This window comes from Bacillus tequilensis KCTC 13622 (genome assembly GCF_000507145.1).
In the GTDB taxonomy this organism is placed as follows: Bacteria; Bacillota; Bacilli; order Bacillales; family Bacillaceae; genus Bacillus; species Bacillus tequilensis.
This window is the reverse complement of sequence record NZ_AYTO01000041.1, coordinates 412,233-435,674: the sequence shown is the minus strand read 5'-3', so window position 1 is coordinate 435,674 and position 23,442 is coordinate 412,233. Positions and strand designations below refer to the sequence as shown.

Here is a 23,442-nt window from a genome sequence, read left to right as displayed (position 1 = left end):
AGTATGAATGTATAAAAAAGCGGATTCCTAAAAGGAAACCGCTAATTGTTATTTCGCTCGCACTTTGATTTTATCATTTTCTAAAGTGACCTGAAAACTTGTGATCTCGCTATTATCAAGCAGCAGATCGGTCATTTCGTCCTCAACCCATTCTTGAATGGTTCTTCTAAGCGGACGCGCACCGAATGAAGGGTGGTAGCCCAGCTCAGCGATTTTTTCTTTCGCTTCGTCTGTCACATTCAAGCTAATGCCGCGTTCAGCCAATGTTTCTTCAAGTTCACCAAGAAGAAGGCTGACGATTTTGACAAGGTGTTCTTTTTCCAATGAGCGGAACTCAATAATGCTGTCAAAACGGTTGAGGAACTCAGGTTTAAAGAACATGCTCAGTGAATCAATCAACGTTTGTTCTTCGATGGCACTGTCCTCTGCTTGGAAACCGACTTTTGTTTGTTTTTCGCCGGTGCCCGCATTGCTTGTCATGATAATCACAGTGTCTTTAAAACTAACGGTTCTGCCTTGGCTGTCTGTCAGACGGCCGTCCTCCATGATTTGCAGGAACATATGCTGAACGTCTGGGTGTGCTTTTTCAATTTCATCCAATAGCACGATGCTGTAAGGATTACGGCGCACTTTTTCTGTTAATTGTCCAGCTTCTTCATGACCGACATATCCTGGCGGCGAACCGATGATTTTAGATACGGCGTGTTTCTCCATGTACTCGCTCATATCGAGGCGGATAATTGCTTCTTTTGTGCCGAATAATTCATCTGCCAGTGTTTTTGAAAGCTCTGTTTTCCCTACGCCGGTAGGGCCGACGAAAAGGAAGGAGCCGACCGGTCTGTTTTTGGATTTTAATCCTGCACGGCTTCGTCTTACCGCTTTTGCCACTTTTTGAACGGCAGCTTCTTGTCCAATTACACGTTCCTGAAGCTTTGCTTCAAGCTCTTTCATTTTTGTTTGTTCATCAGTCTGCAGCTTGCCGACAGGGATGCCTGTTTTTTGTTCAACAATTTCTTGAATGTGCTCAGCTTCCACAGTGACATCGGAATGAGCGGAAGAGCTGTTCAGCTTTTTCTCCAATGAGATTTCCTCATCACGGAGTTTGGCAGCCAGCTCATAATTTTCTTCTTCCAGGGCTTTTGTTTTTTCAGCTTCAATCGCAGTTAAGCGTTCAGCCGCATCTTCATCACTTAACTCATCAAGTAACAGGTTGGCTTTTGAACCCGCTTCATCCAATAAGTCAATCGCTTTATCCGGCAGGTGTCTGTCCTGAATGTAGCGGGATGATAAAGTCACACATGCTTTGATTGCATCATCGCTGAATGTCACGCCATGGTATGCTTCGTATTTGTCTTTAATCCCTTCTAAAATGCGGATGGCCTGTTCAATGGAAGGTTCTTGCACCATGACAGGCTGAAAACGTCTTTCCAGTGCGGCATCTTTTTCGATTTGACGGTATTCCTTCAGTGTTGTGGCACCAATGACTTGCAGTTCGCCTCTGGCAAGGGCAGGTTTCAGAATGTTGCCGGCGTCCATTGATCCCTCTGCAGAGCCTGCGCCGACGAGAAGATGAATTTCATCAATGAACAGAATGACATTTTTTCGTTCTTTCAGCTCATTGATCAGCTGTTTCATTCTCTCTTCAAATTGGCCTCTGATCCCTGTGTTTGCAACAAGGGATGCAACATCCAGCAAGTAAAGCTCTTTGTTTTTCAGTTTGTTTGGAACATCACCTTCAGCAATTTTTAAAGCGAGCCCTTCGGCGATGGCGGTTTTCCCTACACCCGGTTCCCCGATGAGAACCGGATTGTTTTTGTTGCGGCGATTCAGAATTTCGATCACGCGCGCCACTTCTTCATCACGGCCGATGACGGGGTCAATGAGACCAGCTTTTGCACCGTTTGTCACATTTTGAGCCAGCTCATCAAGCAAGCCTTTTTTCGCGCTTTGTTTTGCTGCATTTTGTTCTTTCGGCTGGAATGCCTGCTCAAACGGAAAACCGAAAGATTGAGGACCCATACTCATTGAAGGTTTACGGATCAGTTCGTTATAGCAAGTTTCACATAGAACCATATGTTTATGAACGGAATTTATTTGCATGTTAAGGCGAATCGTCGCCTCGTTTTGATGACAATGTTGACAACGCATTTGCCAAAACCTCCTTAAAAATTTGATCTTTTTTGACCAATGAATGTGAAATAAAAGGCCGTTTTGATTTGACCTTCTTTGACTATTAGTATAGGGCAAACCTATCGGCTTTCAAAACAATATGCTCAGAGCAATCTGACTATTTGACTAACTTTGACCAATTGATGTTTAAAAAAGGCCGGTTTGTTTGACCAACTTTGATTATCAGTATACTCTGACCTTCTTTGACTTTCAAGCCTTTTGCACAAAAAAATTTTGGTTTGTTCACACAGTAAAACATGTTTTCTTCGTCTTTTCAAGGAACTTGTCTCATAGGTTATAAAAAGGCATATATGGACAAAACTGCGGTTCGTTCGGAGGGGAGAAATGGAACAGTCAAAAGGGTCTGCAAGTCAGCTTGCTTTTGTGTATGTCGGTACAGTAGTCGGAGCTGGATTTGCGACTGGCAGGGAAATTGTTGAGTTTTTTCTGAAATTCGGCTGGTTCGGGTTAGTCGGTATTATTGTCAGCGGCGGAATGTTTACGTTTCTGGGTGCCAAGCTGATGATTATTTCTAAACGAATCAATGCCAAGTCATATCAAGAAATGAACATATTTTTGTTCGGGGAGACGGCTGGGCGGATTATCAATGTCTTTATGCTGTTTGTTCTCCTTGGAGTAACTTCTGTCATGCTCTCTGGGGCAGGGGCGCTTTTTGAGGAACAGCTGGGGATGTCCGCACAAATTGGGATGCTGATTACGATCGGATTGAGCTTAATTGTGATGACCAGAGGAGTAAAAGGCATTTTTGGTGTTAATGTGTTTGTTGTTCCTCTTTTGATTATCTTTTCTATGATTGTGGTGGCCGACTCTTTTATTTTCAGCGAGACACGGAACGCGGTTCAGTGGGTCTGGCCGCATCGCTGGGATTGGCTCCTGTCAGCATTCTCTTACGGCGCATTGAATTTATCGCTTGCCCAAGCGGTTTTGGTCCCGCTTGCGAATGAAATGTCATCGGAAAAAGTGATCAAAAAAGGAGCTTTAATCGGAGGCACGATGCTGACGATTGTGCTTTCCGCGAGCTTTCTGTCTTTGTCGACTCTCCCAGATGTTTTTTTGTATGATATACCGATGGCTCAAGTGGTTTATCTCTTTGCGCGATCTGTCCATTTGATTTATTTGCTCATTATTTTCGGCGAAGTGTTCACATCAGTGATCGGCAACCTTTATGGTTTGGAAAAGCAAGTGCAGAGCTTTCTGCCAATGAAAGGAAAATATATCTTTACGGCTATTATGATTACGGCTTATATCACGAGCCAAATTGGATACGGCAACCTGATTTCAACGATTTATCCTTTGTTTGGCTATGTGAGTCTGGCCTTCATAGGCGCCCTGATTTGCAAAAAGGCTCCCCGGCGGCGCAGTTTGTAACATACATATATAATGAAGCGGGCCGTCATTGCAGAACAAAGCTTGATCAGAAAGCTAGTGGCCGACTTTTTTTATTGTCAAGAAAAACAACATTATGGTAAGATAGCAGAAGTGAAAAATTGAAGAAAATCCGTGCGATATGCGGGAGAGGTTCTAGCTACACCCTCTATAAAAAACTAAGGACGAGCTGTATCCTTGGATACGGCCTTTTTTATGTTTTTCTAGAGCACCTTCCGATAAGGTGTTTTTTTGTGTGAATCAGCTGTAGCAATGTCTCTCGCCGACGTTTTTATTGCGGAGAAGGAGAGGAATTATGAAAAAAGAAAAAGCAATTGTCGTATTCAGCGGCGGTCAAGACAGCACCACATGCTTACTGTGGGCTCTAAAAGAATTCGAAGAAGTCGAAACAGTGACGTTTCATTATAATCAGCGTCATGCGCAGGAAATTGAAGTGGCACAATCCATTGCAGAAAAGCTTGGTGTGAAAAACCATTTGCTTGATATGTCTCTTTTAAATCAGCTTGCACCGAATGCCTTGACAAGAGATGATATTGAAATAGAAGTAAAAGACGGCGAATTGCCATCTACATTTGTTCCGGGCCGAAATTTGGTGTTTTTATCCTTTGCATCTATCCTGGCATACCAAATTGGCGCGCGCCACATTATTACAGGAGTTTGCGAGACAGACTTCAGCGGTTATCCTGACTGCCGTGATGAATTTGTGAAATCCTGCAATGTAACGGTAAACCTGGCGATGGAGAAGCCGTTTGTCATTCATACGCCTCTTATGTGGCTCAACAAGGCGGAAACATGGAAGCTTGCAGATGAGCTTGGCGCACTTGATTTTGTAAAAAATAATACGCTGACTTGCTATAACGGCATCATCGCAGACGGCTGCGGCGAATGTCCGGCATGCCACCTCCGTTCCAAAGGTTATGAAGAATATATGGTGATGAAAGGAGAGCGTGCATAATTGTTATCACAAATTTATCCGCAGGCCCAGCATCCTTATTCGTTTGAACTGAATAAGGACATGCACATCTCAGCCGCTCACTTTATCCCTCGGGAAAGTGCGGGAGCGTGCAGCAGGGTTCATGGACATACGTATACTGTAAATATAACCGTTGCCGGCGACGAACTTGACGATTCCGGCTTCCTTGTCAATTTCAGCGTGCTCAAAAAACTTGTGCACGGAAACTATGATCATACGCTATTGAATGATCATGAAGATTTTTCTCAGGATGATCGCTATTCGCTGCCGACAACTGAAGTCGTGGCGAAAACGATTTATGACAACGTACAGGCTTATTTAGACACTTTGGAGAATAAGCCGGCCTGTGTACAGGTGTTTGTCCGTGAAACACCGACAAGCTACTGTGTCTACCGTCCGAAAAAGGGTGGTTTGAATGGCTAAAGGAATCCCTGTATTAGAAATTTTCGGCCCGACGATTCAAGGAGAGGGCATGGTGATCGGACAGAAAACGATGTTCGTCCGGACAGCCGGCTGTGATTATTCCTGCAGCTGGTGTGACTCTGCTTTCACTTGGGACGGGTCTGCTAAAAAAGATATTCGCTGGATGACGGCTGAGGAAATTTTTACAGAGCTTAAGGAGATTGGGGGAGATGCGTTTTCCCATGTGACGATCTCGGGCGGAAACCCGGCTTTGTTAAAACAGCTGGATGCTTTTATTGAGCTGCTGAAGGAAAACAACATCCGTGCAGCGCTCGAAACCCAGGGGACTGTTTATCAGGAGTGGTTTACGCTGATCGATGATTTGACAATTTCTCCAAAGCCGCCAAGCTCAAAAATGGTGACGGACTTTCAAAAGCTTGATCACATTTTGACTTCACTTAAAGAGAATAACAGACAGCATGCTGTCAGCTTAAAGGTTGTTATTTTCAATGATGAAGATTTAGCTTTTGCCAAAACGGTGCACAAGCGTTACCCGGGAATCCCGTTTTATTTACAAGTCGGCAACGATGACGTGCACACGACAGATGATCAGACATTGATTGCACATTTGCTTGGAAAATATGAAGCGCTTGTTGATAAGGTAGCTGCCGATGCGGAGCTGAATCTCGTAAGAGTGCTTCCGCAGCTGCACACCCTGTTATGGGGCAACAAACGCGGAGTATAATAGAAAGGAAGATAAATATGACGACAAGAAAAGAATCAGAATTAGAAGGTGTCACACTGCTTGGCAACCAAGGCACAAATTATTTGTTTGAATACGCGCCGGACGTGCTGGAATCCTTCCCTAATAAACATGTAAACCGCGATTACTTTGTAAAATTCAATTGCCCTGAATTCACGTCTTTATGTCCGAAAACAGGGCAGCCTGACTTTGCGACCATCTACATCAGCTACATTCCTGATGAAAAAATGGTTGAAAGCAAATCATTGAAGCTGTATCTGTTCAGCTTCAGAAATCATGGTGACTTCCACGAAGACTGCATGAACATCATCATGAACGACCTGATTGAATTAATGGATCCGCGCTACATCGAAGTATGGGGCAAATTCACACCAAGAGGCGGAATTTCCATTGACCCATATACAAACTACGGAAAGCCGGGCACGAAGTACGAGAAGATGGCGGAATACCGTATGATGAATCATGATTTGTATCCGGAGACGGTTGATAATCGTTAATCATTCCGTTGTGTGATACCGAGTGGGAGACGAAGTGGAGTCACAGTAAAAGTGGGAAAAGTCACACCTGAAAATGGCTCTATTCATGGGAATTGCATCAAAAAGTGTGACCTAAGGTGCAACCTGAACTGTGACTTTAATGTAGTGAAAAATTGATAGTACAGAAGCAGATTAAGGCGTACAATTTGTACGTCTTTTCTTTTTTATTCGAAAGAAAAAATGCCTATCTAGAGATCATAGGCATTAAATATTATTATCAATACTTTAGTTGTTCTGGTTGTACAATTTCATATTCACCTTCTGCATACTCTTGCTCCGCATAATGGGCTCCCCATTGACAGAGCTCCTGCAAGATAGGTTTAAGAGATTCTCCAAGTTCAGTGGATGAATATTCAACCTTCGGCGGTACCTGATTATACATCTTTCTGCTCACAAGTCCACTGGCTTCAAGCTCTCTAAGTGTTTGAATCAGCATTTTCTGAGTTATATTTGGGATAATGCGCTTTAATTCACTCGTTCTCTTTGGTCCATTCATTAAAAAGTATAATACAAGACCTTTCCATTTTCCGCCAATAACTTCCTTTGTCACTTCAAACCCACAGCTAAATTTTTTCATGTCTAAAGCTCTCCATTCCACATTTGTTACTTTTTAGTTACTATATCACAAAAAAGTGGGTACTTCCGATAATGTGCTTACTGAAGGATACTATATCTTGTAAGTTGTTCTTCAAGTACTTAAAGGTACTAGACATAAAATAAAATTAATTCTAAAGGAGTGTTAAGTATGGGTAAATTTGAAGGTAAAATAGCGCTTGTAACGGGTGGAACAAGTGGGATTGGTCTTGCTACAGCACAAAAATTTGTAAACGAAGGTGCATATGTTTATATCACGGGACGTAGACAAAACGAACTTGATAAAGCTGTTAACCAAATTGGCAAGAACGTAACCGGTGTTCAAGGTGATATTTCTAAGCTTGAAGACTTAGACAAACTATATGACATTATAAAGCAGGAAAAAGGTAAGTTGGACATTCTTTTTGCTAATGCAGGCATCGGCAGCTTCCTTCCATTAGGTGAAATTACTGAAGAGCAGGTTGATAGAACGTTCGACATTAACGTTAAAGGAACCATCTTTACTGTTCAAAAAGCATTATCACTATTCCCAGACAAAGTAGGTTCTATTATTGTAACGGGCTCTACTGCTGGATCAATTGGCAACCCAGCGTTTAGTGTATATGGAGCATCTAAAGCAGCATTAAGAGCACTAGTTCGCAACTGGATTCTTGACCTAAAAGGTACTGAAATCCGTGTAAATGTGGTTAGTCCAGGAGTTATTCTTACACCTGCATACGATGAGCTTTTTGGTGATGCACTTGAAGGAGCAATGGAGAATACCAAAAATACTGTTCCAGCTGGAACAGTTGGGACACCTGAAGAAGTAGCAAACGCTGTATCTTTCCTTGCTTCAGACGAAAGCAGTTACTTGACGGGTGTTGAATTGTTCGTAGATGGCGGGCTAGCACAGGTATAATTTCACTGCGCAGAGATTACAAATAGTCCCCAAAAAAGGTTAATGGGGATTTACTCGAAGAAGTCGTATAAAAAAGTCGTTTTCCTTAAAGGACAGGGAATTCGACTTTTTTATGTTTGAATTTGATTAACGTTGTAAATTCGCATTTTCCTGGGGCTACCACTAAATGACCTGTAAAAAAGATTACACTGTGAATAAATGTACTTAAAGTAACGGGGGCGTTGTATGTTCTAAAACAGGGAACTGGGTACATCCTAATAATTATAGGAGATCATTTAATGTAACAAGAGATGCATTGAATTTACCTAAACTTCGCTGCCATGATTTAAGACATACACATGCTACCTTTTTAATTGGGATTCTAAATTTTAACCCTAGGATTGTTCAGGAAAGATTGGGGCACGCACGAATTACAACGACACTAAAAACATATACTCATGTTCTTCCTGCAATGGACGCTGAAGTGTCTAAAAAACCTGATCAATCGTTTGGTAAGGTGTGAAATTGGTGTGACTTCATGATTAATGTCTAGAGCAAGTACTTATGGGACAAGACTTTGACCTGCCTTTTCTTCCACTAAGACTTCATGAACATCATCATGAATGACTTGATCGAATTAATGGACCCGCGCTACATTGAAGTATGGGGCAAATTCACGCCAAGAGGCGGAATTTCCATCGATCCGTACACAAACTACGGAAAACCTGGCACGAAATATGAGAAAATGGCCGAGTACCGCATGATGAATCATGACTTGTATCCGGAGACGATTGATAATCGTTAATTATTCCGTTATGTGATATGGAGTGTGAAACGAGGTGAGGTCACGGTAAAATCCGAACATTCAACGTCCATTTTAGGCGTAAATGTGACCCGGTCACAATTTGGCGGCCCTCTTGTGACCACACCGTGACCGAAAATATATAAATGTGTGACCACGATCCCTGTCTTTTTAGACGGGGATTTTTTTTGGTTCGATTAGTTTTCTACATGATTATATGAGGTGATGTTTAGTTATTTTGCGATATTTACTGCTGCGCGATTTGATTCGTTAACACCTCGGCAGCGTCTTCGTGTGTTAATGCGCGATATACTTGGCTTTACATTACAACGATATACGTATGAGCTAAGTAGTTAGAAGGAGCTAAATCGGTATAAATATAGCCGTATGAAAAAACGAAAAGGGGGCGGGGGAGAAAAAACGAAAAGCCCAGGCGCCAGACACATTTTAAACGCGCATTTCAAAAATAAACTTTGACTTATGAAAAAAGACGCCGATTTATTCAGCGTCCTCTTCCGTAACTTCTTCAATCTCGAATAATTCCTCGACCTCTACTTCGAGCGCCTTCGCAATTGAAAAAACGTGCCAATCTTCGTGGCGAGTGTTCTTATCGAATCGCGATATCGACCCTTGCGTAACACCCGATGCTTCAGCGAGCCTCACTTGTGTCCATCCCTTGGCCTTCATAACGGCGTTTAGGCGCGGTTTTACGTTTAATTTCATTTTGATCACCTCTGCGACTGAACTTGTCTATAGTAAACTGCTGGTTATCATCAGTAATTAAAATGGCTTTTTATCTCGGTTTAAAGTTAGTAACAAAAGTTTCTCCGTCGTTCTCCGCGTTAACGACAAGCTGGGCACTTTCACTAATCCGCTGAGCGAGTGCTTTTTGCGCTTTTCCCTCGAAGCTGTATAAAAGGGCTGAATAAACATCATTTAATTCTTTCTGCAGCGAATTCATTTCGAACTTTGGTTTAAGATTTTTTTGAACCGTCTCTAGCTTAGTATTTGCCACTTGTGTCATACCTGCTTTTAACATTTGACGCTGCAGCTGTTTTCGCATTGGATCCTCTTTATGTTCTAATAGGTTATCTAACGTTGGCATTGCTTTGTCACTCCTATAATCTCAGCCAATTGGCAAGCATTTGATCTTTTTGTTCAAAATCGTCGGCGATTTTATTCAAGAAGCCGCCTATTTCTTCAAGGTCTGTAATCGCTGCCTGTAGTGAATCTATGAATGATTGTTCAGCTTGTGTGTCGTAAAATATCGGTCCTTTATCGTAAGACTGGGCTAAATCCTCTAACGTATTGGTTACATCCTGCGCATTAAGCTGATCATAAAAGCCATGCCCAACTTGTCCGTGAAATTCCGTTTTTAGTTCAGCAACTTTTTCGTCGTGCTCTTGATAGGCATTCTGCGCTTCTTTTTTCATCGTTCTTAAATCCTCGACCATCGCGTCAACTTTTTCGGCAAGTTTTTTTGCACTTTTGGGAGTTACTTTAATGGCATCCCCGCCACCGATCGCACCAGCCGGCAGCATTGCGTTTAGGTTTTTATCGTACACAAGCTCATCGCCGTTTACGTTCGTGATATTGCCGTTTTCATCAAACGTAAAGTTGGCTTCATTTAGACCGTGTGTATCAGGATTTCGAAGAATAACAGTATCTATAAAGTAGATGAGGTTCTTTTCGATTTGGTCACCCCATCTTCCACTCATTCTTTGTTTGCGATTGATCTGTGAAAGTGCAGGGTTTTTTGTGTAAATTGTGGTCCCGTTGTGGCGGTCATATTCGTTCCAATACCCAGCTCCGACCATATCATCCGGGTTGATAATAGACTTCACGTAAGGGTCATACAAGCCATCGTTTATTTCTTCTTGCTTATTATCAGTATGTAGTTTGACGACAGAAGGGCTGTTAAACGCGACCGCATAAATATCATTATTTACCGCACTGTATTCGGCCTCTGCACCTCCGAGTGAATGACCTGTTGTTGAAACAATCGTCGATGTTCCGTTATACTTTCTTTTCACTTCCTTAACGAGCTGGTCTGCTTGATCAACTTGTGACGTTTTTGTAATAAGTTTATAGTCTCCTGTTGTGAGCATCGCGTCTTGAGAGGGTGTGCCGTTATATTTTCCGAGTGTTTTAGACGTGTCTTTCGCGTCCTTTTCAACGATATAATGAGCTTCTTTTTTGGGGTCGCTTCCAAAAACAATGTTGCCGCCGTCAGCTTTTGCGCCATCATTGATCGGGTCTTTTCCGAGATCCGTTCCTGCAAAAGATACAACAACATTTTCTGGATTTATTGATTTCACCCATTTGCCGTTTTTCTGTTCCGCTTGCACAAATACAACCGCGTCAAGCCCTGTGTCATCGTCAGATTTTATTTTGTCGACGTACCAATAAGTAGGATTTGAAATGGAAGAATTAATACGTATATAATCGTTGTTCTTTAATTTTTTTTTGAGATAATCATAGTTATAAGCACGCTGACTCATCCTATAATATGTTTCATCCGTAAGGCTTGAAGTCCTAATTTTCTTGCTCAAGATATACAACACCTTTCATGTCATGTAAAATAATGAAGGGAAAGGGATGATCTTTTTTTGAAAAAATACCTTATTATTCTACTATTGTTAATTATAACTGTTGGGGGACTGATTATGAAGCATCAATATGATGTGAAAAAGGAAGAAAGTGCTCTTTTTGAAAAAGCTAAAAGTAAAATGACTGAATACCTGCATAGCGAATACAAGGGTATAGAGAAAATTTCTTATTCCGAGGAATATTTTATTGATCCAACTGGTGGAATTACCGTTGAGGGATATCTTAATGGCGATAAAACAAAAGAGTTTGATGGCCTATATGATCCTGTTAGTGACAAAATAGGAAGCTCCTCTGTGGACGCAGAAGAAAAATCTTAAGACGCCAGCCTGGCGTCTTTATTTTTGTATTATACCTTCAATTGCCTCGGATATCGTGGACCATTTTTCTAAACCGCAAGCTATATGTGTACCTTTGCCTGCTATTGTTGCGTAAGCTTCGTATGTATTATTGGCTTCAAAAACTCTAATCGATAGATCCCTCTCCTTAAATAGTAGCTTATTCTTGTTTTTCTCTTTCAAATAACATTTTCGGAATGAAAATATCAGTTCTTACCGGCATGCGTTGCGGCGAGATCTTGGGGCTTCGGTGGTCAGACGTCGATTTCTAGCGGAAGATCCTAACGATTCGCCAAACCCTTTCGAAGATAGCCGATAAAGGTAATCACGGTCTGGTTCCGGAAGCCAAGACGATAAACGCGTTTCCGTACCGTTAATTTGCCTGATCGTTTGGTGGCGTCACTTATTGCGCATAAAGGATTAATCGATCATGAGCGGATCGTGCTCGGTGATAAATACGACGACAACGACCTGGTCGTATGTACGAAAAACGGAAGCTGGGTGCATCCGAATAATTTCCGGCGTTCGTTTAACGTAACCCGCGACGGTTTAGACTTACCGAAAATACCGTTAAAAGGACTACGCCACATTCACGTGACATATCTCGTTAGTACAAGAACGGTTGGGTCACGCGAATATTAAAACGACGCTCGGATCGTATAGTCACGTCTTGCCTTCGATGCAGCGCGAAGTAGCCGAAAAGCGAGATCGTTTGATTGCGGAGTGTGACCGCAGTGTGACCGTAGGATTGACGCAGAAGCCCCATATATCCACGAAGACTGCATGAATATCATCATGAATGACTTGATTGAGTTAATGGACCCGCGCTACATCGAAGTATGGGGCAAATTCACGCCAAGAGGCGGCATTTCCATTGACCCGTACACAAACTACGGAAAGCCTGGCATCAAATATGAAAAAATGGCCGAGTACCGCATGATGAATCATGATTTGTATCCGGAGACGATTGATAATCGTTAAGTGGTCTAAGAACAAGGTGATCACAAGAAATGTGAAATTTTGTGATTGTGACCATGGTAATCTACAGAGAAAGAGATGTCTCAAATAGGCATCTCCTTTTTATTTTTATCGATTGCTCGATGAGTTCTATCTTTTTAAAGAGGTTTCTGCAAAGGTAAATTAATAATGCTTTTTTGATATAATAACCAATGTGGTCTAATAATTCACATAAGAGGTTGAAAGTATGTATATTTAAGATGATGTAATAAAAACAATGTGCATTTGGTCGAAGAATAACGATTGTTTTTGAATAAGACGAAGCTAATTTCTTTAGATGTTTTGGTTCAAAAGTAGAAGACTGACTTTCATCACTTTTGGGAACTGAACAAAGAATTATAAGAATTTTATAGAAGAAATATCAATTTAAGTTATAATGTGTTATGATGTTTTATAAAAAAATGATTACACCTTTTAGTTTTTCTAGGAGTGTTTTTTTGTGACCGAACAACGACAATTAACTGAAATACAAAAAATAGCCGCTTCTTGTATCAAAAGATGGGGCGAAGATTCTAAGACCCAAAACTTTAGTGGTAAGTTAGGAAGATTTGTAAGTCAATTAGGTTCTAACACAGATTTAGGAAAAGTCTTTTTAGACCTTGTGAGGCACTATAATTATTATTCAAGAGAACGTTTAGATCAATTAATAGTAAAATTTTATAGCATTATTACAAAAGAATTAAAGCTAGATGAAGATTTTACAATATATTCGAGAATTGAAGATGACTCTAAAATTGACAGTTCAAATTTTTTTTTAGAAGAATTTAAGGTGCTCAACAACATTTCTAACCATTTTAGTTATGATATTGAAAAGCTTAATATTGAGGATTTTGATAATATTCATAATGTGATATTTATAGATGATATTATTGGTTCGGGTAAAACGGTAAAGAGATTCTTTGAGAAAAACAAAAAGAAACTATTAAAAGTAAATTGTTTTATTTTCTGTATCGAAATGCTTGAAGAAGGAAAAGATTATTTAGAAAATTTCTTCAATACAAATGAGTTCAAGTGTAAAATTATTTGTCATAATTTACATAAAAAGGCTTTTAGCGAAAACTATATTTTTTGCGAGACCTGTAAAGACAACGAAATGTTGTTAAGAGATTTTGAAAGAACCTTATGGAGGAAAGAATCCAATAATATACTCGGATATGAAAATAGCCAGGCGATTGTTTCTTTTTTTAGAAATACTCCTAATAACACCTTGAGTTCATTTTGGTTTGAAAATACAAAGTGGAAAGGATTATTTCCTAGAGATGACAAAAGGCCGGCTTTCAAAAAAATAAAAAAGAAGTCTGTTCCTTATAATGTTAAAAAAATGGAGAATTCAGTCAATGGTTGAGTTTAAAGAACTTCTAATTCTAACATATTTAAATGAATATCGAGATGCATATTTGTTCTCAGAAATTAAAGAACTTTGTAATTTTTCCACTAATCAAATGAAGAAGTCGCTGGATGATTTAATAAGTAAAGGTATGTTAAGCAAAAAAACTAGTAGATTAGTTTTGACTAACAAAGCTGAGCTACTATTAAAAGAAAAAGGCTTGTTAAACGTATCTATAACAGACTTGTTCCAACAAGACACAGTGACACTTAAATTTATTGAAAAACCGTTAACATTTGCTGATATTTATATACCTAAAAATTTTAAGATATAAATATAATGTTTTCTAGAATTGAATAGCGAGTCGCTATTCGTGTTGTAACGTTACTATGTAGCTGTATCAGTACTAATTTTAAAGAGCGAAAATTAGTACTGATCCAACAAAGAAGATCGCTTTGTTGGATCACCATAACAAAATCCCCGAGGTCAAAAATTTTGTTATGGTGATCAGTTAAATTAAATAATCTAGTAGAAAACATTCGGAGAAAATAATGAATATAGATAATCTCAAGAAAATGATGGAAGAAGAACAATTTAGCGAGGATTACATTAATTTATGTGTTGCCTATGCGACTAATCTTGATAAAAAGGGTTTACCAATAATTTTTGATGCAATCCATTTGGCAAAACTTATTGGTATAGAAACTAAAGAATTATATTCATATTATGAATTAGCATCAACATTATACAGAACTGTTGTTATCCCTAAAAAAACAGGTGGTAGTAGAAAGCTAAACGCACCATCAGAAAATTTAAAGTATATCCAAAAGTGGATTCTTGAAAACGTGTTGTATAGATTAGATTCTTCCAAGGTCGCTACAGGTTTTGTACCTCAAAAATCAATTGTTGATAATGCAAAGCCCCATATAGGAAAAGAATGTGTAATAAATCTAGACCTTAAAGATTTCTTTCCAAGTATTAAATATATTTGGGTTTATAACTTATTTAAAGGTTTAGGGTTCACTAGGCATCTTTCTATGCTCTTTACAGGAATATGTACACTTGATAATGAATTACCTCAAGGGGCACCTTCTAGTCCTTATTTATCTAATCTTATTTGTGAAAGATTAGACTCAAGACTTTCAAGCTTAGCTGACCATATGGGTGCATGTTACACAAGGTATGCAGATGATTTAACTTTTTCTGGAAATAAAGAAATTGCTAAATATATCAAATTAATAAAACGTGTAATTAAAGAAGAAAAATTTGAACTGAATGAAAAAAAGGTTAGAATACAATTTAGTTATCATCAACAGATGGTAACAGGGTTAATTGTTAATGATAAATTAAGTGTTCCGCAAAAAACTAAGAAGTATTTAAGGCAGCAAATTTATTACGCTAAAAAATATGGCGTAAGTAGTAGTTTGGGGAAACAAGGAGTTACTAAATCTAATTACAACGGACACTTATATGGTTTAGCTTATTTTATTAAAATGGTAGAACCTGATACTGGAACAAAATTTATCGAGGAATTAAAAAAAATAGATTGGGAAACATAGGTTATACAATGCATAGTGTGACTTAACTCTGTTATTGAGTCTCCTTTTTATATTGAAGCTGACAATGGGTATTATATATAGTTAATACAGACTAATATAAAATTTGCTTTTTAATTTTTGTTAGAGTTAAATATTTCAAATGTAAAAAGGTATATTTTAAAAATAATATGACAGAATTGAGTATGTTGGGTACAAATAGTATCAAATTTTTTAGGAGAGTAGTATTAAAAATGTTACTCTTTTTTATATTGTCAAGTTATTATTTTTTGGTTCCTCTTCTAAGCAATCATTGGGATCAGGATTTGGGATGATTGGCAATAAAGAATCGAGTGCTTTTGGCTCTTGGAATAGAAGGACTAGATTTGGACGGAGCTAATATCGATATAGAAAACCTTCCAGAAAAAAGACTGGAAGTAATTTGGATTTTATTATAATTGTAAAAAAGTATTTCTGGAGATAAAGAGGTATCAGTTGCAGTGGCAGACTATCTTATGGTTATGGCCTATGATGAAAGCCGCCTTGCTGGGCCTACCGCAAGTATAGGATGGGTGGAAAAGTCCATTCAATATGTTCTGACCCAAAAAATCTCTCCTCAAAAACTAGTTTTAGGATTGCCATTCTATGGCCGCTGCTGGATGGAAGGCCAATCTGCCTCTCAAGCCATTCCCCTTTACCTTGTTGACTCATTAGTAAAAAGGCATAGCGGGACAATTATTTTTGACACCAAGAGTCAATCTCCAAAAGCTATTTTTACTGTCAATCACGATAACAAGGGGCCGTTGCCTTCGGGAACATATACATTATGGTTTGAAAATGAACAGTCACTCAGAGCAAAAATAAAACTCGCTCAAAAATATAATCTGAAAGGTCTTGGCAGCTGGAGTCTTGGACAAGAAGATGCGTCAGTCTGGAATACAGTGTTTAAAAATATATAATGATTTATAGTTCAGAACAAAATTCGAAGATAATTGCAATGAATCTCTAAATGGACATACTGAAAGGAGTTTATTACGAGTGCGGGTAAAACAGTGTGGGCATTCCATAGGCCCTTCTCCCGAAATGTTCTATACGAGACATTACATTGGGCTTGAAATCCCCATTCAAACTTATGTTGTAGTACGCATTTCAAGTAATTACGGATGTGTTGAATTTATTCTGCTTCCATGATTTAAGTCATACACATGCTACCTTAATAGCAGGATTATTGCATTTCATTCAGAATTGTTCAGGATCAATATGGAAGCGCACGAATAACTAGAACTTTAAAAACATACACTCATATACTTCCTGAATGGATGCTGGTTTATCTAAAAAACATGATGAGAATTGATTGACCGCTCTCATTAAAGGATGGGGAAATTCAAGGCGCCAAGGTACGCATGGTGAAACATGACTTGTTGATAATCGATCATATAGTTTCTCCTGAGAAATGAGGAGGTTTTTACATAAAAAAGACGAGTGAATCCGGGGGGATTTCCACTCGCCGCTTTCTAATGAAAAGACGGGATGCTGGATGGCAGCTCGTCAGTTTTATTATAGTCGATCGAACGTATGTTTGTAAAGGTGTCTTTTCTGAAGAATTGGTTAACATAACTGATCAGAACAGATTTATTGTAAACGTTCGTTAAGGTATGCTAAGATGCATGGATTATAAAGGAGTGATACGAAGTGAAGACATTGCGGTTAAACAATGTAACGTTAGAAATGGCTGCATATCAAGAGGAGAGCGAGCCGAAGCGAAAAATTGCATTTACCTTAAACGTTACGAGTGAGACTTACCATGATATCGCTGTCCTGTTGTATGAAAAAACATTTAATGTTGAGGTTCCGGAACGCGATCTTGCCTTCCGGGGAGAAATCACAAATTATTCAACGTCATTGACCAACCTGTACGAACCGGGAGCCGTCAGCGAGTTTTATATAGAAATAACTGAAATAGACAAAAACGCCGATTCGTGATCGGTGTTTTTATGTAAAAAAGCTGCCGGTCGGCAGCTTTTGAGAAAGCGAATTTCATATGTAAGGTGTTTAATTTTTGTCTTGCAGTTTTTGCGAAAGAATGTGGAAATTAGGAGGTTTTAATAGGAGTCTCTGATGATCTTATAATTTTTATGATTGACAACTGTCAATGAATCTAACTCAAGATCCCGATAGTTATCCATGATCGTCACATCAACGATAACAGAATTCTCATTTACTTTTTCAACAACACCGGTTAATCCGTTTTTAAATTCAATGACGTTTCCAACCTTAGCGATTTTCACAAGCTTCCTCTCCTTTTAACATAATAATGCCTTTTGAAAGTATTTTGCAGTATTTTTATTGAGAAGTAAAGCGATAAGGAGTTTTCTCTCCATATGAATTGTCCTGTCGCTATAAAGATGATATATTGATTTTCGTCCAAAGAAAGAAAGGGGGGAACTTTTGTTGCGTCCCGAAGAGATAACAGAAATGATTGAACAGCTGCGCACCGGCGCCATAAACGAACTGAGAGTCCAGAAGGAGCATTTCCTGGATTTTAGGTCCGTGTTATCTAAACAAGCTGATTTTAAACATTTCCGAGGAATTGCCCAGCAAGGCGGAGATGTCATCTTTCAATACTTAGAACAGCCAAGAAGCTGAAGGTTTCTCATCCGTGAGAAGCCTTTTTATCATATATGACAACTTCCAAGCCCTTTATTACACTCGGCTGTAACAGGCGTAAATAAATTGTAAATCACCAAAAGTGGATAAATGTGTGTTGTATTTCCAAAAATTATAGAATGTATAGGTTGTTTTCCTTCCATTAACCAGACGGTTATCCTGCATATTCCATTCTCGTGCCTCCTTGGGATTGTTGGAAAATCTTTTTCCGTGAAAATGTATTGATCTCTTGTTAAGGTAGTAAAGTGTTTTTTTGAGCACTTTAAGGAGGAAACTGTATGACGGCGAAATTCACTGCTCTGGCTGTTTTTCTTCTTTGTTTCATGCCTGCAGCAAAAATTGAACATACACATGCTTCACTACTGAGCACAAAGAAGACAAAACATGAAGAAGCGAAATGGCTTACCCATATAGAGAAAGACAGATACGAATCTTTCCCTTCACTGTCTGCTGATAAGGACCAGAAAAAAATAAAGCCGATCAAGCTATCAGCACACACTGAAAAGAAAGAGAATGACAAGCCAGATAAAACAACTGAAAAGAAAGAGACATATACAACGTCTGAAAAAGAATTGCTCTCCCGTCTGGTTCACGCAGAGGCTAAGGGAGAATCCTATAAGGGCAAGGTCGCTGTAGCAAGCGTTGTGCTGAACAGGACGGAGAAAAAAGGGTTTCCTGATACCATAAGAGGGGTTATTTATCAGAAAAACGCCTTTGAACCGGTTGGAAACGGAAGCATTAATCAAAAGCCTGATAAAGAATCGATTGCTGCTGCCAAAGAAGCGATGTCCTCAAAAAATAGAGAAACAGATGCCATATTCTTTTATAATCCGAAAACAGCTTCAGATAATTGGATTCGTTCTAGAAAAACCGTAGAAAAAATCGGCAGGCATGTTTTTGCCATCTAAGCATAGAAGAGACAAATGGTCTCAGCTGTGCTTTTTTTCATATAAAGAGTAAAAATAAAATATTTTTTGAACTTGTCTCATATGATGTTGGTAGTACAAGAGACAAGGGGAGACACCATGAATCGATTTGTGAAAGGGATCATTCTTTTATCTATTGCCGCCTTTTTCGCTGAATGCCTTGAATTTGTCGTGAACATGATTTTGGCGCGGGAGCTTGGCGAGCATGGGATGGGGCTTTACATGAGTATTTTGCCCACGATCTTTTTAATTATTGTCATCGCAAGCCTGGAACTGCCGATCTCGATTTCTAAATTCATAGCCGAATCCAATCCTAAGCTTCATGAAAGCATGCTGAGGCACGCTTTCAGAATGACAGCCATTTTTACAGCGTTTTCTACTGCCGCCGCCAGTATTGCGCTTCCGTTTATTCCGGTATTTGATACATACCACCCGTTTATTAAAGGAATTGTCATCGGCTTAATTCCTGTTGTCGCCTTTACATCAATTGCCAGAGGCTACTTTATGGGTGTGCAGAAAATGGGGAAGATCGCAATCGCCAATGTGATGAAAAAAATCATCCAGCTCTTGTGCTTATTCCTCTTTTTTCAATGGTACTCATTTGAATTGGACATGGCTGTGCTGATTTCCTTGTTTGTCCTAGTGGTAAGTGATGTGGTCGTGCTTGTTTATTTATACTCGCAATTCATCATAGCAAGGCGGGCGGTAGCCGGTCAGCAGCACATTCATTTGCGCGGAAAGGATGTGAGAAAAAGACTGCTTGCCGTTTCCATTCCTACAACAGGACTGCGCATTTTCCATGCAGTTGTCAACGCGATTGAACCTTTTTTAGTAAAAGGAGCGCTTTTGGCAGCGGGCGTTGCCGGGACAGCGGCGATCGATCAATACGGGATGCTGGCCGGAGTGGCTGTAACGATAGGGGCGTTTCCCGCTTTTATTGCTCATTCGTTAATGGTTGTCATGATACCGAGTATTTCGGAAGCTTATGCGCTTTCGCAGTATGATATCGTACTAAAAAGGCTGAAGCAGTCCATTTTCATTACACTTGGATACGGCATACCGGCTGTCTGGATCATGTTCCAGTTTGCGGGACCTCTCACACATCTTTTTTTTCACTCTCCTGAAGCGCAGTATTACTTGCAGCTATTGTGGCCATACTTTCTTTTCCATCTGTTTGTCATGCCGCTTCAGGCGTGTTTAATCGGGATGGGGTTTGTGAAAGAGGCTTTTTATCACAATGTGTGGAGCCATATCGTTGCACTAAGTATGATGTATGTGCTGGGATCAATGGAAAATTTGCAAATGCTCGGGATTATCTTGGGAATGAATACCGGCATGATTTTGCTGACGAGCCTTCACTATGCCACGATCTGCAAAGCGCTGCAGGTATCTGTTTTCCTTACAGGAGGAAACAGAACGCCGCGGATTGAAGGATGATAAAGAAAAGCTGGGGCAAGCTAATTGAAAAGCATGAAAGGAAGATTCCATGTTCACGAAACGCTTGCTTACCTTATCCCTTTTGTTATTGGTGATGATTGCATGGTTTCCTGATACAGCAGCTGCCGAGGAAAAACAGCCTGCAGTTCCTGCTGTTTTTCTTATGAAAACGATAGAAGGGGAGGATATCTCGATTCCGAATAAAGGGCAAAAAACCATCCTCCATTTTTGGACCTCGTGGTGTCCGCCCTGCAAAAAGGAGCTTCCCCAGTTCCAATCATTTTATGATGCCCACCAATCAGGCAGCGTAAGGCTGATAACGGTGAATTTAGTGAACTCGGAACAAAACCAGCAAGCTGTTGAAGACTTTATTAAAGCTAACAAGCTGACGTTCCCGATTGTTCTTGATTCAAAAGGAGAATTGATGAAGGAGTATCACATCATCACAATCCCGACATCGTTTTTGCTGAATGAAAAGGGAGAAATTGAAAAAACAAAGACTGGCCCGATGACGGCGGAACAACTGAGAGAATGGACGGAAGAATAGCTGAGAGCATATGCTCTCAGCTTTTTTCATATCGTGGAGAATTGGCTAATTATTAATGATAATTATTATCAAAAAGAAATTAAAATAATTATAATTGAAATTCTCAACCCGCATGCTATAATAAAGGAAGATATCAAGAAATAACTGAGATCAAGCTGCCTTTTGGGCGGCGATTTTGTTTTTTATAAGAGAAATGAATATGATTTGCGTTCTCAATTAGAGAGGAGAATTCGATATGAATGAAGAAGTTATCGTTCAACGTGATCCGCAAGAGCCATTACAAACAGAACAGAGAGAAAAGAACTGGGCACAGCATGCGGAGCTTATTGCAGCTCTTGTATCAGGCGCGCTTATTTTGGCAGGCTGGCTCTTATCTGAACATCCAGTATTTTCGGTAACGCTTTACTTGCTGGCTTTTGTGATTGGCGGATTTGCAAAAGCAAAGGAAGGAATCGAAGAAACACTCGAATCCAAAACGCTGAATGTAGAACTGTTAATGATTTTTGCCGCCATAGGCTCAGCCTTGATCGGATACTGGGCGGAGGGTGCTATTTTAATATTTATTTTTTCCTTAAGCGGCGCTTTAGAAACATATACGATGAATAAAAGCAGCAGAGATTTAACATCTTTAATGCAGCTTGAGCCTGAAGAAGCAACATTGATGGTCAATGGCGAAACCAAAAAAGTTCCGGTTTCGGACTTGCAGGCCGGTGACATGATTGTGATTAAACCAGGAGAACGCGTAGCGGCAGACGGTGTCATCGAATCGGGCTCAACAAGCCTTGATGAGTCAGCATTAACAGGTGAATCAATGCCTGTAGAAAAAAATACCGGCGACGCTGTATTTACGGGAACTGTGAATCGCAACGGCTCCTTGACCGTCCGTGTCACGAAAGCCAATGAAGATTCGTTATTCAGAAAAATTATCAAACTGGTTGAATCTGCGCAAAACAGTGTTTCACCCGCACAGGCTTTCATCGAACGATTTGAAAATGCTTATGTTAAAGGTGTGTTAATTGCGGTGGCTCTCCTGTTATTCGTCCCGCACTTTGCGCTGGGCTGGAGCTGGAGTGAAACCTTCTACCGCGCAATGGTGTTTATGGTTGTCGCTTCACCTTGTGCGCTTGTCGCCTCTATTATGCCAGCAGCGCTTTCTTTGATTTCAAATGGCGCTCGCAACGGCATGCTTGTAAAAGGAAGCGTCTTTCTTGAACAGCTCGGCTCTGTGCAAATGATCGCCTTTGATAAAACGGGCACTGTAACAAAAGGCCAGCCTGCCGTTGAGACGATCAGAATCGCAGAAGGGTTCAATGAAACGGAGGTGCTTGAGGCTGTCTATGCTATTGAAACGCAATCAAGCCATCCGCTCGCTCAAGCGATCACAACATACGCTGAAAGCCGCGGCGTGAATCAGTCCGGCTATATATCTATAGAAGAAACATCAGGGTTTGGCGTGATGGCAGAAGTCTCTGGCGCGAAATGGAAGATTGGTAAAGCGGGTTTTATCGGTGAGGAAATCACAGCACAATTTATCAAACAAACAGCATCAGATGTGATTCAAAGCGGCCACACGATTGTATTTGTGAAAAAGGATGATCAAATCGCCGGCTGTATCGCACTGAAAGATCAAATCAGGCCCGAAGCAAAAGAGGTCATGGAAGAACTGAACCGGCTTGGGATTAAAACGGCCATGCTGACAGGAGATCATGAGGACACGGCTCAAGCGATAGCGAATGAAGCCGGAATGACAACTGTTGCGGCAGAATGCCTGCCTGACCAAAAAGTGAATGAAATCAAACGGTTAAAAGAAGAATTCGGAACGATTGCAATGGTCGGTGACGGGATCAATGATGCGCCGGCACTCAAAGCAGCGGATGTCGGCATTGCAATGGGCGGAGGAACAGATGTTGCTCTTGAAACCGCTGATATGGTCCTCATGCAAAACGATTTAAAAAAGCTCGTCAACATGTGCCGCTTGTCGCGGAAAATGAACAAGATTATCAAACAAAATATCGTGTTTTCTCTAGCAGTGATCTGCCTGCTGATTTGTGCAAACTTTTTGCAGGTGATGGAATTGCCATTTGGTGTGATCGGCCATGAGGGAAGTACGATTTTAGTTATATTAAACGGGTTAAGACTCCTAAAATAAAACCAGCAGTCCATTAGGGCTGCTGGTTTTTTATGTATCAAGCGTTTCCTTCTTTTTTGTCTTTATCCGATCTTTTCATAACGATGATAAGAGCGAGGATGCAGCATAGGAAGCCTGCTGCACAGCCTATGATAGAGCTGTAATAATAAAAGCCGACCATCTTCATGCCGATAAAAGGAGCGGAAATTCCCAAAACCGTTAAGAGCATCACTGCTTTTCGTCTGAAAAAATTCATCAGCAAAACGGAACAACTCCCTGCGATTGAACTCTACTGTCAGTATACAGGAAGAGGAGCAGGAAACAAAATGAAGGCACCGCGAAAGGCAAACACCCGTAAAACCTGTTACAATAAAGACAGAACAATGTATT

Annotated in this window: 26 protein-coding genes, 3 pseudogenes and 1 riboswitch; of the genes and pseudogenes, 22 read left to right on the top strand and 7 right to left on the bottom strand. The window is 40.2% G+C overall.

The annotated features are described in order from the left end of the window. Positions 1-48: 48 nt before the first annotated feature. Positions 49-2,148, bottom strand: a complete 2,100-nt coding sequence (gene clpE / locus V756_RS0120360) for an ATP-dependent protease ATP-binding subunit ClpE (protein WP_024716290.1) — start codon at positions 2,146-2,148, stop codon at positions 49-51. A gap of 366 nt (positions 2,149-2,514) precedes the next feature. Between clpE and V756_RS0120355 the strand changes: the two genes are divergently transcribed. The 5 genes from V756_RS0120355 (at position 2,515) to queF (ending at position 6,211) form a co-directional block, all read left to right on the top strand. Next, a complete protein-coding gene (locus tag V756_RS0120355; RefSeq protein WP_024716289.1) occupies positions 2,515-3,558 on the top strand; it encodes a YkvI family membrane protein in 1,044 nt (347 codons plus the stop codon). Positions 3,559-3,699: 141 nt separating this feature from the next. Beyond that, positions 3,700-3,744: riboswitch (PreQ1 riboswitch) on the top strand. A 127-nt stretch (positions 3,745-3,871) separates the two neighbouring features. Next, positions 3,872-4,531 (top strand): 7-cyano-7-deazaguanine synthase QueC, encoded by a 660-nt coding sequence (queC, locus tag V756_RS0120350; RefSeq protein ID WP_024716288.1) that lies wholly within the window; start codon positions 3,872-3,874, stop codon positions 4,529-4,531. Continuing rightward, a complete protein-coding gene (queD, locus tag V756_RS0120345) occupies positions 4,532-4,972 on the top strand; it encodes a 6-carboxytetrahydropterin synthase QueD (RefSeq protein WP_024716287.1) in 441 nt (146 codons plus the stop codon). Beyond that, positions 4,965-5,696, top strand: a complete 732-nt coding sequence (gene queE, locus V756_RS0120340; RefSeq protein WP_024716286.1) for a 7-carboxy-7-deazaguanine synthase QueE — start codon at positions 4,965-4,967, stop codon at positions 5,694-5,696. The genes queD and queE overlap by 8 nt, the downstream gene beginning before the upstream one ends. A gap of 17 nt (positions 5,697-5,713) precedes the next feature. Then, on the top strand, positions 5,714-6,211 hold the full coding sequence (gene queF, locus V756_RS0120335; RefSeq protein ID WP_024716285.1) for a preQ(1) synthase: 498 nt from the start codon (positions 5,714-5,716) through the stop codon (positions 6,209-6,211). 256 nt (positions 6,212-6,467) lie between these two features. On the opposite strand, the gene V756_RS0120330 is transcribed toward queF, so the two are convergent. After that, complete coding sequence (locus V756_RS0120330; protein WP_024716284.1) at positions 6,468-6,827, bottom strand: winged helix-turn-helix transcriptional regulator; 360 nt, start codon at positions 6,825-6,827, stop codon at positions 6,468-6,470. A 168-nt stretch (positions 6,828-6,995) separates the two neighbouring features. On the opposite strand from V756_RS0120330, the gene V756_RS0120325 reads away from it, so the two are divergent. The 3 genes and pseudogenes from V756_RS0120325 to V756_RS01000000122870 form a co-directional block, all read left to right on the top strand. Then, positions 6,996-7,742 carry an SDR family NAD(P)-dependent oxidoreductase gene (locus tag V756_RS0120325; protein WP_024716283.1) on the top strand — a complete coding sequence of 249 codons (747 nt, stop codon included), beginning with the start codon at positions 6,996-6,998 and terminating at the stop codon, positions 7,740-7,742. Between the two features lie 232 nt (positions 7,743-7,974). Next, positions 7,975-8,244, top strand: a pseudogene (locus V756_RS1000000123760) (tyrosine-type recombinase/integrase); the annotation flags it as partial. 78 nt (positions 8,245-8,322) lie between these two features. Beyond that, positions 8,323-8,526: pseudogene (locus tag V756_RS01000000122870) on the top strand (tunnelling fold family protein); the annotation flags it as partial. A gap of 495 nt (positions 8,527-9,021) precedes the next feature. Here V756_RS01000000122870 and V756_RS0120310 read toward each other — a convergent pair. From V756_RS0120310 to V756_RS0120300, 3 genes are all read right to left on the bottom strand, one after another. Beyond that, positions 9,022-9,246 (bottom strand): helix-turn-helix domain-containing protein, encoded by a 225-nt coding sequence (locus tag V756_RS0120310; RefSeq protein WP_024716282.1) that lies wholly within the window; start codon positions 9,244-9,246, stop codon positions 9,022-9,024. A gap of 70 nt (positions 9,247-9,316) precedes the next feature. Beyond that, entirely contained in the window at positions 9,317-9,628 is a 312-nt protein-coding gene (locus V756_RS0120305; protein ID WP_024716281.1) for a hypothetical protein, read from the bottom strand. 13 nt (positions 9,629-9,641) lie between these two features. Then, a complete protein-coding gene (locus tag V756_RS0120300) occupies positions 9,642-11,075 on the bottom strand; it encodes a lipase (protein ID WP_024716280.1) in 1,434 nt (477 codons plus the stop codon). A gap of 57 nt (positions 11,076-11,132) precedes the next feature. On the opposite strand from V756_RS0120300, the gene V756_RS0120295 reads away from it, so the two are divergent. The 9 genes and pseudogenes from V756_RS0120295 (at position 11,133) to V756_RS0120265 (ending at position 17,330) form a co-directional block, all read left to right on the top strand. Beyond that, positions 11,133-11,450 (top strand): DUF1433 domain-containing protein, encoded by a 318-nt coding sequence (locus V756_RS0120295; RefSeq protein WP_024716279.1) that lies wholly within the window; start codon positions 11,133-11,135, stop codon positions 11,448-11,450. Between the two features lie 411 nt (positions 11,451-11,861). Continuing rightward, positions 11,862-12,110 (top strand): hypothetical protein, encoded by a 249-nt coding sequence (locus V756_RS1000000124075; RefSeq protein ID WP_162147903.1) that lies wholly within the window; start codon positions 11,862-11,864, stop codon positions 12,108-12,110. A gap of 129 nt (positions 12,111-12,239) precedes the next feature. Continuing rightward, positions 12,240-12,449 (top strand): annotated as a pseudogene (locus tag V756_RS0120290) (7-cyano-7-deazaguanine reductase); the annotation flags it as partial. Positions 12,450-12,924: 475 nt separating this feature from the next. Continuing rightward, the gene (locus tag V756_RS1000000123125; protein ID WP_024716277.1) at positions 12,925-13,830 is read left to right on the top strand and encodes a phosphoribosyltransferase-like protein; all 906 of its coding nucleotides are present in this window, start codon (positions 12,925-12,927) and stop codon (positions 13,828-13,830) included. After that, positions 13,823-14,146 (top strand): hypothetical protein, encoded by a 324-nt coding sequence (locus V756_RS1000000123120; RefSeq protein ID WP_024716276.1) that lies wholly within the window; start codon positions 13,823-13,825, stop codon positions 14,144-14,146. The genes V756_RS1000000123125 and V756_RS1000000123120 overlap by 8 nt, the downstream gene beginning before the upstream one ends. Positions 14,147-14,363: 217 nt before the next feature. After that, positions 14,364-15,371, top strand: coding sequence for a retron St85 family RNA-directed DNA polymerase (locus tag V756_RS0120275; RefSeq protein ID WP_024716275.1), 1,008 nt, complete (start codon positions 14,364-14,366; stop codon positions 15,369-15,371). Between the two features lie 311 nt (positions 15,372-15,682). Beyond that, positions 15,683-15,805, top strand: a complete 123-nt coding sequence (locus tag V756_RS1000000124650) for a hypothetical protein (RefSeq protein ID WP_255210056.1) — start codon at positions 15,683-15,685, stop codon at positions 15,803-15,805. Between the two features lie 42 nt (positions 15,806-15,847). Next, positions 15,848-16,306, top strand: a complete 459-nt coding sequence (locus tag V756_RS1000000123750; protein ID WP_255210055.1) for a glycosyl hydrolase family 18 protein — start codon at positions 15,848-15,850, stop codon at positions 16,304-16,306. Positions 16,307-17,039: 733 nt separating this feature from the next. Then, the gene (locus tag V756_RS0120265) at positions 17,040-17,330 is read left to right on the top strand and encodes a YkvR family protein (protein WP_024716274.1); all 291 of its coding nucleotides are present in this window, start codon (positions 17,040-17,042) and stop codon (positions 17,328-17,330) included. 119 nt (positions 17,331-17,449) lie between these two features. Here the strand turns inward: V756_RS0120265 and V756_RS0120260 are convergent, their stop codons facing one another. After that, positions 17,450-17,635 carry a YkvS family protein gene (locus tag V756_RS0120260; protein ID WP_003232446.1) on the bottom strand — a complete coding sequence of 62 codons (186 nt, stop codon included), beginning with the start codon at positions 17,633-17,635 and terminating at the stop codon, positions 17,450-17,452. Positions 17,636-17,798: 163 nt separating this feature from the next. Here V756_RS0120260 and ykzS point away from each other — a divergent pair, with 163 nt between their 5' ends. The 5 genes from ykzS to pfeT all read left to right on the top strand — a co-directional run bounded on the left by ykzS (position 17,799) and on the right by pfeT (position 23,073). Next, complete coding sequence (ykzS, locus tag V756_RS0120255; RefSeq protein ID WP_024716273.1) at positions 17,799-17,993, top strand: protein YkzS; 195 nt, start codon at positions 17,799-17,801, stop codon at positions 17,991-17,993. Between the two features lie 299 nt (positions 17,994-18,292). Next, positions 18,293-18,922, top strand: a complete 630-nt coding sequence (locus tag V756_RS0120250) for a cell wall hydrolase (RefSeq protein ID WP_024716272.1) — start codon at positions 18,293-18,295, stop codon at positions 18,920-18,922. A 117-nt stretch (positions 18,923-19,039) separates the two neighbouring features. Further along, complete coding sequence (gene ykvU, locus V756_RS0120245; RefSeq protein ID WP_024716271.1) at positions 19,040-20,377, top strand: sporulation protein YkvU; 1,338 nt, start codon at positions 19,040-19,042, stop codon at positions 20,375-20,377. Positions 20,378-20,426: 49 nt separating this feature from the next. Further along, a complete protein-coding gene (stoA, locus tag V756_RS0120240) occupies positions 20,427-20,924 on the top strand; it encodes an endospore biogenesis thiol-disulfide oxidoreductase StoA (protein WP_024716270.1) in 498 nt (165 codons plus the stop codon). Positions 20,925-21,159: 235 nt separating this feature from the next. Next, positions 21,160-23,073, top strand: a complete 1,914-nt coding sequence (gene pfeT, locus V756_RS0120235; RefSeq protein ID WP_024716269.1) for a metal-transporting ATPase PfeT — start codon at positions 21,160-21,162, stop codon at positions 23,071-23,073. A 37-nt stretch (positions 23,074-23,110) separates the two neighbouring features. On the opposite strand, the gene V756_RS0120230 is transcribed toward pfeT, so the two are convergent. Continuing rightward, on the bottom strand, positions 23,111-23,314 hold the full coding sequence (locus V756_RS0120230; RefSeq protein WP_024716268.1) for a hypothetical protein: 204 nt from the start codon (positions 23,312-23,314) through the stop codon (positions 23,111-23,113). Positions 23,315-23,442: the final 128 nt, after the last annotated feature.

Bases quoted from the DNA above. Each gene is read 5' to 3' on its own strand.
- clpE (WP_024716290.1), bottom strand. From the start codon at position 2,148: ATGCGTTGTCAACATTGTCATCAAAACGAGGCGACGATTCGCCTTAAC.
- V756_RS0120355 (WP_024716289.1), top strand. From the start codon at position 2,515: ATGGAACAGTCAAAAGGGTCTGCAAGTCAGCTTGCTTTTGTGTATGTC.
- queC (WP_024716288.1), top strand. From the start codon at position 3,872: ATGAAAAAAGAAAAAGCAATTGTCGTATTCAGCGGCGGTCAAGACAGC.
- queE (WP_024716286.1), top strand. From the start codon at position 4,965: ATGGCTAAAGGAATCCCTGTATTAGAAATTTTCGGCCCGACGATTCAA.
- queF (WP_024716285.1), top strand. From the start codon at position 5,714: ATGACGACAAGAAAAGAATCAGAATTAGAAGGTGTCACACTGCTTGGC.
- V756_RS0120330 (WP_024716284.1), bottom strand. From the start codon at position 6,827: ATGAAAAAATTTAGCTGTGGGTTTGAAGTGACAAAGGAAGTTATTGGC.
- V756_RS0120325 (WP_024716283.1), top strand. From the start codon at position 6,996: ATGGGTAAATTTGAAGGTAAAATAGCGCTTGTAACGGGTGGAACAAGT.
- V756_RS0120310 (WP_024716282.1), bottom strand. From the start codon at position 9,246: ATGAAATTAAACGTAAAACCGCGCCTAAACGCCGTTATGAAGGCCAAG.
- V756_RS0120305 (WP_024716281.1), bottom strand. From the start codon at position 9,628: ATGCCAACGTTAGATAACCTATTAGAACATAAAGAGGATCCAATGCGA.
- V756_RS1000000123120 (WP_024716276.1), top strand. From the start codon at position 13,823: ATGGTTGAGTTTAAAGAACTTCTAATTCTAACATATTTAAATGAATAT.
- V756_RS0120275 (WP_024716275.1), top strand. From the start codon at position 14,364: ATGAATATAGATAATCTCAAGAAAATGATGGAAGAAGAACAATTTAGC.
- V756_RS0120250 (WP_024716272.1), top strand. From the start codon at position 18,293: ATGACGGCGAAATTCACTGCTCTGGCTGTTTTTCTTCTTTGTTTCATG.
- ykvU (WP_024716271.1), top strand. From the start codon at position 19,040: ATGAATCGATTTGTGAAAGGGATCATTCTTTTATCTATTGCCGCCTTT.
- stoA (WP_024716270.1), top strand. From the start codon at position 20,427: ATGTTCACGAAACGCTTGCTTACCTTATCCCTTTTGTTATTGGTGATG.
- pfeT (WP_024716269.1), top strand. From the start codon at position 21,160: ATGAATGAAGAAGTTATCGTTCAACGTGATCCGCAAGAGCCATTACAA.